General features: G+C 35.8%; 12 protein-coding genes. 1 reads left to right on the forward strand and 11 read right to left on the reverse strand.

The window, feature by feature from the left end; all coding sequences use genetic code 11:
• Positions 1 to 41: 41 nt before the first annotated feature.
• The 4 genes from J2Y60_RS17780 to J2Y60_RS17795 form a co-directional block, all read right to left on the reverse strand.
• Positions 42 to 575, reverse strand: a complete 534-nt coding sequence (locus J2Y60_RS17780) for a hypothetical protein (protein WP_309921245.1) — start codon at positions 573 to 575, stop codon at positions 42 to 44.
• A 231-nt stretch (positions 576 to 806) separates the two neighbouring features.
• The gene (locus J2Y60_RS17785) at positions 807 to 977 is read right to left on the reverse strand and encodes a FeoB-associated Cys-rich membrane protein (RefSeq protein WP_309921242.1); all 171 of its coding nucleotides are present in this window, start codon (positions 975 to 977) and stop codon (positions 807 to 809) included.
• A gap of 18 nt (positions 978 to 995) precedes the next feature.
• Entirely contained in the window at positions 996 to 1,799 is an 804-nt protein-coding gene (locus J2Y60_RS17790) for an inositol monophosphatase family protein (RefSeq protein WP_309921240.1), read from the reverse strand.
• Positions 1,800 to 1,959: 160 nt separating this feature from the next.
• Entirely contained in the window at positions 1,960 to 4,404 is a 2,445-nt protein-coding gene (locus tag J2Y60_RS17795; protein ID WP_309921236.1) for a hypothetical protein, read from the reverse strand.
• A gap of 253 nt (positions 4,405 to 4,657) precedes the next feature.
• On the opposite strand from J2Y60_RS17795, the gene J2Y60_RS17800 reads away from it, so the two are divergent.
• Positions 4,658 to 5,293 carry an outer membrane lipoprotein carrier protein LolA gene (locus J2Y60_RS17800; RefSeq protein ID WP_309921233.1) on the forward strand — a complete coding sequence of 212 codons (636 nt, stop codon included), beginning with the start codon at positions 4,658 to 4,660 and terminating at the stop codon, positions 5,291 to 5,293.
• A 147-nt stretch (positions 5,294 to 5,440) separates the two neighbouring features.
• On the opposite strand, the gene J2Y60_RS17805 is transcribed toward J2Y60_RS17800, so the two are convergent.
• The 7 genes from J2Y60_RS17805 to J2Y60_RS17835 form a co-directional block, all read right to left on the reverse strand.
• Entirely contained in the window at positions 5,441 to 6,235 is a 795-nt protein-coding gene (locus tag J2Y60_RS17805) for a sterol desaturase family protein (RefSeq protein WP_309921230.1), read from the reverse strand.
• 262 nt (positions 6,236 to 6,497) lie between these two features.
• On the reverse strand, positions 6,498 to 7,805 hold the full coding sequence (murA, locus tag J2Y60_RS17810; RefSeq protein WP_309921225.1) for a UDP-N-acetylglucosamine 1-carboxyvinyltransferase: 1,308 nt from the start codon (positions 7,803 to 7,805) through the stop codon (positions 6,498 to 6,500).
• 78 nt (positions 7,806 to 7,883) lie between these two features.
• On the reverse strand, positions 7,884 to 8,720 hold the full coding sequence (locus J2Y60_RS17815; protein WP_309921222.1) for a DUF4290 domain-containing protein: 837 nt from the start codon (positions 8,718 to 8,720) through the stop codon (positions 7,884 to 7,886).
• A 41-nt stretch (positions 8,721 to 8,761) separates the two neighbouring features.
• Positions 8,762 to 9,091, reverse strand: coding sequence for a diacylglycerol kinase family protein (locus tag J2Y60_RS17820; protein WP_309921220.1), 330 nt, complete (start codon positions 9,089 to 9,091; stop codon positions 8,762 to 8,764).
• A 50-nt stretch (positions 9,092 to 9,141) separates the two neighbouring features.
• Positions 9,142 to 9,807 (reverse strand): DUF1361 domain-containing protein, encoded by a 666-nt coding sequence (locus tag J2Y60_RS17825; RefSeq protein ID WP_309921218.1) that lies wholly within the window; start codon positions 9,805 to 9,807, stop codon positions 9,142 to 9,144.
• Positions 9,808 to 10,288: 481 nt separating this feature from the next.
• On the reverse strand, positions 10,289 to 10,702 hold the full coding sequence (locus J2Y60_RS17830; protein WP_309921216.1) for a hypothetical protein: 414 nt from the start codon (positions 10,700 to 10,702) through the stop codon (positions 10,289 to 10,291).
• Positions 10,699 to 12,189, reverse strand: coding sequence for a DUF4173 domain-containing protein (locus J2Y60_RS17835; RefSeq protein ID WP_309921213.1), 1,491 nt, complete (start codon positions 12,187 to 12,189; stop codon positions 10,699 to 10,701). The genes J2Y60_RS17830 and J2Y60_RS17835 overlap by 4 nt, the downstream gene beginning before the upstream one ends.
• Between the last annotated feature and the right edge of the window lie 64 nt (positions 12,190 to 12,253).

Below are 12,253 nucleotides of genomic sequence, written 5' to 3' on the forward strand. Positions count from 1 at the left end.
TCGGTATTTTCACTACCTTTCCTGATATCCATTAACCGAATTTATTCAAAAATTCTTTCTATCCTCGAAATATCACTTCCCAAAAACTCTTGCTCTTCTATTGTCCATTTTTTTTGTAATTCGATAACTATATGTTGGTCATCATCTCCTTTACTAAAAATCGTTTCTGATATAACTCTTAGCAACCTATCTCTACTAGAAGAAAAATATGCATCTGTTAACTTTCTGAGAAATTCTACATCTATATTCATACCCCTCTTTAATCTAACAAAAGAAAGCGTCTCAAAGTATTCCCATGGAGTTAAAATATCCATATCTTGTATGTCCATTAAACCAACATATAAGACTGGTTTTCTATCATTGTAAAACACACTTACTTCATTCTGATTAATGAGTTCGAAAAATTTCTCTTCAATTAACTCAAACCTTTCTTTTTCAAGGAAAAAATCATTCTCCCTCCAACCAATAACCAATATAGTTGTGACATCTGAAAAAAAATAATGAAATAATTTATTAAATAATTTATTATCTTCCTCCAACCGATAATCTTCCAAATAAATATGATATTTATACATATGTTTTATTAATTATTTAATTGGTTTACCAAAGTTTAAAGGATATACTCATTCTTGGCGTTGTGTTATACACTACGTCAGTGCGTCAGGCATTCTTAGAATGCAATTTCGTTCGATTATAGACATTTAAGAATCTTCTATTATATTACAATAAAAAAGCGGTCAGAAAATAAATTTCCAACCGCTTTTTTATTGTAAATATTTAGGATAACGATATTAGATAGCACTCAATTACCTCTTCGCTTCCATTTCAGCCGAAATTTTATCAAAATCAATTGCACCGCATGAACCACAGCCTTTTGAACAACCTGCATTCTTTTTGATGCTGAAATTCTTAATAACTATATTGCCTAAGTATGCTACAGCAGCTAAAAATATGATAGCAATAATGACGTTTTCCATGATAGTCTTTATTTAATGTTAAGACTTTGTGATATTCCAATTGCGAACAATCACCTCCTCTAATTCAGAAAACATTCCACAGCCCGCAATTAGTTCACGTCCGAACACGAAATCGTCGCCACCTTTAAAATCTTTTACAAATCCACCTGCTTCTTGAACAATTAAAGAGCCAGCGGCTACATCCCAAGGCTTTAGATTGTATTCAAAAAAGCCCTCAAAGCGTCCGCAAGCAGTATAAGCTAAATCTACAGCGGCAGCTCCAAAACGACGAAGTCCATGTGATTTTTGCATCAATTCTTTCAAGATACCAATATAGTTTTCCATCAATTCAAAATCATAATATGGAAAACCTGTTGCTATTAAACTTTCGCCTAGCGTTTTGGCAGAAGACACTTTAATAGCCTTTTCATTCAAATAGGCACCTCCGCCAAGCCATGCACTAAAGCATTCGTCTCTATTAATTTCATAAACTACGCCCAATACAATCTTGCCTTCTTTGATTAAGGCAATTGAAATAGCAAAAACAGGCACGCCGTGGATATAATTAGTTGTGCCATCTACAGGGTCGATAATCCAAGCAAGCTCATGATTTTCGGCTTGTTCTGCTGTGCCTTCTTCTGCAATAAATCCCGCTTCAGGAACAATTTTAGAAAGACCAGCTACTAAAAGCTCTTCTGTTTGTTTGTCAACATAAGAAACTAAATCATTCAGCCCTTTGTATTCAATACTATCTTTACTAAATTCTGAGGCTGCTTTTCTAACAAATTCACCCGTCTGACGGGTTAAATTGCTTACTTCTGTTGTTAGTTGTTGTAAGTTCAATGAGTTATTTTGTTAACTTTATTTTCCTGCCCCTCGTTCTATATTATTAAATATGAAATCTGATTTTACCCGCTGATTTTCAGAGATTTTATACGCAGATTTACGGTGATTTTTAAAAATGAAATCCGATAACCGAAATCTGATACCCGATATCCTAAAACTATTTCTTTTTCACCTCAAAAAATATCGCTAAGCCTAAAACGCTTACCAATACAATTGACATAATAAGGTCTACAGTTCCACCTTTTTTAACTGATTCTGGTTCGAATTTAAACTCAATCGTGTGTTTTCCAGCAGGTACTACCATCGCTCTAAGGATATAATCTGCTCTTAGGTGTGGCTTGTATTGTCCGTCGATATAGGCTTTCCAGTCTATATTGCCACGATAGAATATTTCAGAGAAAACAGCCAATTGTTCTGTTTTAGCATCTGATTGATAAGTTAAAGCATTTGGCTTGTACGATGTCAACACAATTTTATTGGCAGAGCTGTCTGGCTGAATTTTCAAATTAGCCACTTGGTCAGCAAATCTTTTGTCGATGAAAGCAATGTCTTTAGGGTCAAACTTATCTAAAGCTTTCATTTCTTCATCGGCATTAGCTACAATTTTAAATGAATTAACAAACCAAGCATTACCACAAGCCTCTGGATTTTGCTGTGCCACTGGCTGACCTGTCTGTTGGTTTGGCATGATGAAATACTTCGTATTCAGCATATTCAATACCTGCATATTGTTTTTGGCAATCTGGTTTTCAATGATTTCTGAATAGCGACGTAATTTAGCCCCATGATACCCACCAATTGATTGGTGATAATACGACGCCTTAGCATCACTACTGAAACCACCAGCGGCTGCGGCATCAAATACTCTGTAGATACTTTTATCTTTCAATATTTGCTCGTCGGCAGCGGTTGGCGTAAATAGTTCTTCGTATTCTGAATTAGAAACGAAGTTGTCATTATTAAAATAGCGTTTATCTACTCCGAATAAATCTATTACGATTAATAAAATTAAAACAGGATAAAAAATACCTTCTTTGATTTTGCCTGAAACCCATGCCCAGATTAAACCAGCAGCCAATAGAATAAAGGCTAACGAACGGAAAGCATCTGAACGCATCAACGACTCACGGTCTAGCACAATGCCTCTCAGGATTTGAGCATCAACGCCCTTGTCACCTGTGATTTGCATTGCTTCGTCACTTAGAGATTTGAAACTAAAAAACAAACTTGGTACAAGCGCAAAAATTACGCATAATCCAGCGGTTAATGCCAAACCATAAATCAATGGTTTTTTAATAGTTTCAAACGTTGGTTTGTTATCACTAATCTGTTTTAAAGCAAGTACGCCCAATATTACCATCGCTAGTTGCGTAAGCGATAAAATCATGGTAATGGCTCTGAACTTGTTAAACATCGGAAAATAATCGAACATTGGGTAGTTTAATAAAGGGAAGTTTTTACCCCAAGCAAGCATCGTGAAAAATACAGCTGTGCCTACTAACCACCATTTTAATGAACCTCTCACTAAAAAAGCACCCAAAGCAAAAAGGAAACAAATGATTGCCCCAGCATATACAGGTCCACCCACATTAGGTTGGTCGCCCCAATAGGCTGGTCCTCTTTCAGTAAATGGCAAAGCGTTCTCTTCTGGAATACCCGCATTAACCATTGCTTTTAAGGTCTCTGATTTTTTACCGCCCAAGGTTCCGCCCATTGTTCCACCATAAAAATTAGGAATCAATAAAGTACCCGTTTCACCAATGCCGTAGCTATAACTAAAAGCATAATCGCGGTCTAAACCTCCCTTCGACTGTGTATTGCTCGTTAATTCAGATTTACCACGAATGGTTTCTTTAGAGTATTCATAGTTATTCCAAAGGCGCATCGTGTGGTTAGCTACCCCAACAAACGAACCTAAGCCCAATGCTAATAAAGCAAAGACGAGTGATTTTATTTTTCCTTGCTTTACATGGTTGATTATCTCAACAATAACGTATCCGAAAAGCAACAAAGCAAAGTAGTAGGTAATCTGTACGTGGTTGGCATAAATCTCCAAACTCATAAAGAGTGCCGTCAAGGCTCCTCCCAATAAATACTTTCCTCTAAAGCATAATACTGCCCCTGCTGCTACCATTGGTGCATAAGCCAAGGCAATGGCTTTTGAAGTATGTCCTGCGGGTAGAATAACCATATTAAGCGTACAGAAAGCATAACCAATGGCACCTATGATGGATTGCCAAGTATTTGCTCCCAACACGATTAATAGAATATATATGCCCAGCATCTCTAAGAAAATAACGTTGATAGGCGATGGTAAAAAGCCCATTACGTCCCCACCAATGGTTGAACCTATGCTATTTGGATAGGCACCGTGAATCATATAGGCAGGCATCCCACCAAACATCGAGTTTGTCCACCAAGGCACAATACCTGTTGCTTTGGTAAATTCAGTAGATTCGTGTGAAGAAGCCAATGACATGGTGATGTCGTGTTGCTTTAATTTTTTACCTTGTAAGGCCGGAGAGGCATAAATTCCTGCAAGCACAACAAAAGCAATGACTGCGTATAAATGTGGGAGGAATTTCTTGAATGAAAACTGCATATTTTTTGTAAGATTTGGACTTAAATTACCTTGTATGCAAAGATAAAGTTTCTAATTTGAAAATTTGCATGAAAGCTACTTACTCCGCTTTAAATTAGGGTTAATAAAAAATAAGGTTAGCAAATCGTTAAATCGAGGCAATGGTTTATTGAAATTTTGAACTTTTTAAGCACCTTTGTGTTTTTATTACGATTAATTAAACCAAACAATACTTGTTTTGTCCAAACGAAAGCAAATTAAAATATATTACAAAATGATGAACAAAAAGATTTTTTTACTTGCCATTTGCCTAATAATTACTGTAGTAGGGGTAAAAGCTCAAGATTCGAAGGCTGGAGTAATTATTGATGCCATGCAGAAAAAGTACAAATCAATGAAAGCATTTAGTGCTTCATTTACGTATGGTGCGGATGGTTCAAGTCAGGTTTTACAAGGAAATATTACGGTAAAAGGACAAAAGTATCGTTTAAAAACAGGCGGGCAAGAGATTTATAACAATGGCAAAGAGGTTTCTACGTATATCAAAGAAACGAATGAAGTGAATATTTCTGATTATGAACCGTCGGATAATGATTTAAACCCTTCAAGAATTTATTCATTTGATAAAAAGGGGTATCGTTATGTGTTTATTCAGGAAGTGAAAGAAGGAGCGGAGTCGTATGAAGTAATTGAGCTTTCGCCAGAAAAGAAAGGCACGCAGGTTTCGAAAGTGAAAATTAAATTGAATAAAAAAGATAAGTCTGTGAAAAGTTGGACTATTACCGATAAAAATGGTAAACGCCAGACATTCAAAGTAAACAATTTTGTTCCTAACATACCTGTAGATGATAAATACTTTGTATTCGACAAAAGTAAATTCCCAGGTGTTGAGGTGAATGATTTGAGATAGGTTTCTTTTGGACTTTAGGATTTAAGACTATAAGACTTTAGGAAATAGTTCAGTCTTCATTTTTATAAGATATAACACGAATGCCACTCACTAGCGAGGAACTTAAGTCCCTCGCTAGTGAGTGGCATTCGTGTTTAACAGCGCTTTCTACTGAATTTCCTTCCTCTCGTCAAACTCCTTTACAAAATTAGGGCTTTCTGTTTTGCCTATCTTGTCCCAAAAGGTGAAGTATAAGCCATAATTATAACGATAATATTTATGGTGATGACTGTGATGTGTAGCACCAATCATGTATTTGCCCAGTTGGTTGCCAACGATATTTTTAGGATAAATTTCAATGTCTAAATGGTTAATGGCCGCAGTGATGGTCATGATGGTTAAATGAATCAATATAGCATAAATATGCATGGGTAGCAAAATTACAATCAATGGCATAATCAGGGCTTCTAAAATACCTTCGATGGGATGGAACGAGAAGGCCGTCCAAGCTGATGTAATTTTACTTTCATGATGGACATGATGTACTATTTTGTAAACTTTGGGTTGGTGCATCCAACGATGAACCCAGTAATAGTACGTTTCATGAATAAACATTGATAGTAGAATACTGACAGGAAACCATAGGAGTGGGAAGGCATTAATATCCAAATAAATAGCCGTATGTCCTTGTTGCCAAAGCACGGCTGTAAAAGCTCCGATAACCGAAAAAATCAAGGCGGTGAGTAATGACCAAAATATTTCTTTGCGGAATTGTTCAGGCGGATATTGCTTTTTATTGAGCTTTCTAATTTCCCACGTTTTTGATTTCCAAATATAGAAATAAAGGTGAAAAATACCTGCCAACAAAAAGTAACGAAAAACCACTATGGCAAATATGACAATGCATAGCCACAAAAAAACAATCGGTTCAGCAAAGTTGATATTAAATACGTTTGGTATCATATTATTTCAACTTTATTGAACCGAAAAATGTTTTAAAAAGTTTTGAGCTATGAGCTATGAGCTATGAGCTATGAGCTATGAGCTATGAGCTATGAGCTATGAGCTATGAGCTATGAGCTATAGGCTGTCAGCCGTCGGTCTTCAGCTTTCGGACATTTATGGTTGGCTTTAGGCTGTCGGTCATCGGCTCTCGGTAGCTGTATGATAGATAGTACAAGTAATCACTAATTCACAACTCACTAAATCACTCACTGAAAAATGCTTAAAGTCTTACAATCTCAGCACCGATAGCATTCAAACGCGTATCAATGTTTTGATAACCTCTGTCTATTTGCTCGATGTTTTCAATGATAGAAGTACCTTTTGCCGACATTGCTGCAATCAAAAGAGATACCCCTGCACGAATATCAGGAGAAGTCATTCTGATGCCTCTTAACTGTTGCTGGCGATTTAATCCAACTACAGTAGCACGGTGTGGGTCGCAAAGGATAATCTGAGCACCCATTTCAATCAATTTATCCACGAAGAACAAACGGCTTTCAAACATTTTTTGGTGAATCAATACCGTTCCTTTTGCTTGAATAGCAGTTACTAATACGATACTTAGTAAATCGGGCGTGAAACCCGGCCAAGGATGGTCAGAAACGGTAAGCATAGAGCCATCAATGAATGTTTCTAATTCATAATGTTCTTGAGAAGGAACATAAATATCGTCACCTCTGATTTCTAGTTTAATACCCAATTTTTGGAAAACCAAAGGAATAATGCCTAAATCTGGAACAGAACAGTTTTTGATGGTGATTTCTGATTGCGTCATAGCAGCCATACCGATAAACGACCCAATTTCAATCATATCTGGCAACATGGTGTGTTCTGTACCTGTCAACGATTCAACACCTTCAATCGTTAATAAATTAGACCCTACGCCTGATATTTTGGCGCCCATTCTATTCAACATTTTACAAAGCTGTTGCAAATAAGGCTCGCAGGCAGCGTTGTAAATCGTAGTAGTACCTTCTGCTAATACTGCCGCCATTACGATATTGGCTGTGCCCGTCACAGAAGCTTCGTCTAACAACATATAAGCACCTTTTAGTTGCGAGGCATCTACTTCATAAATTCCACCTTCATCTTGGCTATAATTGAATTTTGCACCCAGTTTCATAAAACCATAAAAGTGGGTATCTAAACGACGACGACCAATTTTATCTCCCCCTGGTGAAGGAATTCTGCCTTTTTTGAAACGTGCCAATGTTGGTCCTAACAACATTACAGAACCACGGAGAGCAGCAGCTTTTCTTTTATAGGTTTCTGAATTTAGGTAATCAAGGTTTACTTCTGAGGCATCAAATTTTACCGAAGATTCTGCAATGCGCGTACAACGAACACCCATATCGCCTAGCAGGTCGATTAATTGATTCACATCTCTGATATTCGGTATGTTATGAATCGTTACAGGGTCTTTTGTCAATACTACTGCACACAAAATTTGTAATGCTTCGTTTTTTGCTCCTTGCGGAATAATTTCGCCTTTCATTTGGCGACTACCAGTTACTTTGAATGATGCCATGTTTAAACCTTGTATTGTCTATCTAAAAGTTGAGATAAGTATTTTGGAACGATAATATTGAAATACCTACATCACAAACTATCTTCTGTTTCTATTATTGCTGTTGTTATTATTATTGTTACGATTATCGTTTCTGCCGTTGTTATTATTACGATTATCGCTTCTACCACCGTTGTTGCGTGGGTCTCCGCTACGATTGCCATCGTTTCTTCCTCCAAAGTTTTGACGACCTCCGCTGTTATTATTACGACCATCATTTCTACCACCATTGTTACTACTAACGTGTGTATTTGGCGGAGTAGGGCGGTTGTTGGCATTACGAAGATTGCCCAACGACGAATGTCCTGAAATAGCATGGACGATAGGAGCAAGGGTATTGTTAGAAATCTCTAAGATATGCCCCCAGATTACCTCATCATCTACTACTTCACGATTCCAGTTTTGATAGAACGTTTTCATCAAACGCGCGATATGAGCAACCAAGATACGTTTTTCATTATCGTCTGTTTCTGCAATGGCTCTGGCAATCAACAATTCTACATTACGACCATAATAGCGATAACGCAATTGATGCGTATTGTAAGGCACTGTTTTAGGGAGTTTACCTACCGCATCAGGCGATGGTGGAGGGAAAGGACTATCAACATCCAACTTGAACTTAGACATGATGTATAAATCATCCCAAAGTTTGTTGGTATAATCTTGCGTATCGCGCATATTAGGGTGAACCTGACGCATCAATTCAACCAATAAATATGCATATTTGGTACGCTTCTCTCTATCTTGAACCGTTAGGATATGGTTCACTAATTTCTGGACGTTGGTTCCGTATTCTTTCATGATATAATAAGGACGATTTCGGTATTCGTCGTGAATGGCTCTTGCTAAAAGGCAAAAATAGGAATATTTATTCAATGAATTTCTGAAAGCCTTAAAACTTTCAGCAAGATGAATATTTATAACGAAAGTTTAGGGATAAATATGATAATTCCTACAATTATCGCAAAGATTGAACCAATCAGCACTGCACCAGCGGCAATATCTTTGGCTTTGCCCGCCAATGGGTTAAAATCAGGAGAGACTAAATCTACCAAGGTTTCGATAGCAGTATTAACGGCTTCCAGTATCCAGACTAAGGCAATAGCTAGTAAAATCCATAGCCATTCGTTTGAGGAAAGATGAAAATAGAAACCAGCTGATACTACTACGGTAGTAGCCAAAAGATGAATTCGGGCATTGTTTTCAGTAATAAACATTGAAACTATGCCTTGAATGGCAAAAGACATACTTCTTATAAATTTCCGAAAATCAATCATCTAATAATTCTTAGTTAAAGTTATTGGTCATTCAAATGAATCAAGCTATAAAGCATACAATATGCCAAGCCTATAAAAGTAGCAAATTCAAAAGTTATTAAAATAGCCGTTGGATTACTGAACGAATGTAAAACATATTTGGCTAAAGGCATAGGATGAATGAAAAAATCCCAAGAATTAAAGCGCTCAATCCTACCCAGAAATACTCCATAGCCCGATAAAGCAATCGAAGTAAAAGTAAATACCCTACTCAGGGCTTGCGAGAAACAGGCAGTCCATATTTTCTGAATCCAATACAAAGAAAGTAATCCGCAAATCAAACTTACAAAAGCAAAAGTATAAATCATTATCTGATGATGCCAATATGAACTGCCGTTATTGGTATAAGGATAAAGATGAACCAAATCAGTAATAATATAAGGGGCATTTGGAAAAAATAATAACCATACAATGCTATAACCCAATATTTTAATAGGCTGGTTCAAGTTGGACGAAACCAGCTTTTCCATGTAGAGTACAATAAAGACTGGTATCCAAGCAAGAAATAAATTCCAGTTGATACCTATTAAATAGATATTATGAAAAAAGAAAGCTTCAAAAAGAAACAAGGCAACGGCCATGCCCGACATCAAGCCGAGGCTAATGAACACTTGTTTTTTCCGAGTAGAAATACTATACGTCTTCATGATTATTTACTTGATGTTTAAAGTATAAATGATAGTAGCAAAATATATTACCAAGAGAATATGCAGCAAAAAATCCGAATGTTTCCATAATCCAATTTAAATCAGAGATGGATAATTGTCGACTTGGTCGTATGATACATAAAATTGTGAATGCCATACAATAGATAATCGCTAATCCTAAATATGTTTTTAAATTGACCTCTCTAAATGCTGAATATATATATAAAGAAGACTCAATTAATAAAATTTGTATAATAAGTGATATGAGATAAGCGTATGCATATATCTCAAATAAGTCTCTTAAAATTACTATGCATCCCACCATTGGTGAAATGAAAATCGCCAGAAACCTTCTCATTTGATTAAAAATTTGGTCATTAGAAATCATTGTCATATTGTCATTTTAGGTCTTGCAATCCTGCTTAAATTATTTTACTACTAGGTAGAAAAAATATTCTTTATGAAATAATTGGTGTAGATACTATACGTTTTCATGCTCATTTACTTCATGTTTAAAGTATAAGTGATAATAGCAAAATATATTGGCAATGGAATAGGCGACAAAGAAGGCGAAAACTCTTATCGTCTCAATTATTTTATCTAAATGAGATTTGTCTATAAAAATTTTTAATTCTACGAAAGTTGTCAATGCACAACAACAAAATAATGCAAAGTAGGAATAGGCCTTCATGTCGAGTTTAAAGTGACTTGAATATATAGCTAAACAAACTTCGATGAAAAATATTTGAATAGATATTGGCACTATACTAAAATAACCTAGCGTACTAAAAAACTCCAAATCAAAATAGAAAGAGCCTTCATCAATAAGCATAGTTGTAAAAGTCACAAAAGTCCCTGCCAACGGTGAAACAATAATCGCCAGTAACCTTCTCATTGGCTTATTTGTTTAAAGATTTGATTATCAGCATAATTCCAAGACTGCCATTGTTTTGTCTTGTAATTATCCTCAAATCGTTTTAATGTGAGTAGAATAAATGCTCTTTGTGAAATAATAGGTGTAGGACTAGTATGATTATCATTTTTTAAATGGGCGTAGTTGTATACGTTAGTATTAAGATTGACTTTGGAGTTACTTAGTAAAGACTTTATCGCTGGTAAGGTATTGTCGCTGAGATTTAATAAATAGGTTACATCCAATTGTTTGGCTGTATGAATATTGTATTGAGCAATGGCATTGTCCCAGTTGATAAAACTGCTGATAACCAATAGACTATACGCAAACCATGTATTCGTTCTTAATAAAAACCAAAGTGTTTTTCGATAGTGTACTTTCCAAAAGGTGCTGATGATACCAGCCATAGAAAGTATCAAGAAAACATATACACCAATACGTTTGTAAGTCAGCCCAAACTCAGTGATATACAATTGGTTTTTGAAAATGACACCTGTTAATAAAATAGTATTCTGCAAAAGCCATAGATAAGAAAGCCTTTGTAACCATTGATTGTTGGCATAGAAATTTTGGTTGGCTCTGAAATAATACAAAATAATGCAAATAGCTAGGAGGGAACTGAAAATGAGGGTGTTTACACCTTGGTGAACATATTCAGAATGATTTACGCCATCGGGTAATGCCTGAGATGAAAAAATGGTAGAAAAATCGACAATGTTGAAAAATAGGATAAGTAAATTCAACATCATAAGCGAAATAATACCTTTTGTATTTTCCATTTTCAGGATGGTCAATTGAAAATTTCTTTTTACTTTTCTCTTGACTCTGACTAAGACATTTGGTTGAGCAACATCCCATTCGGTGAGGCTTTCACTCAAAAATTGATAGTAAAAACCAAAGCTTAAGAAGATTCCTAATCCTAAGAAGAGGAGGTATTTACCCGAAATAAAGTCTAGTGAAAAGTGAAAATAGCTGTGGAAAATAGGATTAGCAGAGGCATATAACAAATAAAAAACAAACGTGATTAATAAAGGAAATACATAGAAAGTTGCGGATTTACTGATTGAAAAACTACTTTTCTGTTTTGAAGATTGATGAAAAATATATTTATCTAAGCCTGCAAATAATGCTTTAAAAAAGGACATCGCCAATGTGCTAATGCCCTTATACAAGCCTACATATACCGAACTTTGGCTATGATTGCTCAGACCAATCAGTAAAACCAAAGAAAAACCATTCGCAATGATAGCCAGCATAGAATGTTGCCAAATAATCATAAGCGCCGACAGAATACTTCCGCTGACAGCTATGAGCCAAGTCTTATTATTTAATAAAACAGGGCGAACGATGAGCATCGTGCTAATAACTACAAGTGTAAAAACTAAGAAATTAATGCCAGCCGTTTGTTCATAAAACATATAGCTGAATGTAAGGGAGGTGAGTGCCAGCGAGATTTTTTTAGTATTCATGATATCCTTAGTTGCAAATTACTTTAAGTTGAACGTAAAAAAGTTTTAAAAAACGAATGCAAAT

Source organism: Arcicella sp. BE140, assembly GCF_031456255.1.
Taxonomy (GTDB): Bacteria; Bacteroidota; Bacteroidia; order Cytophagales; family Spirosomataceae; genus Arcicella; species Arcicella aquatica.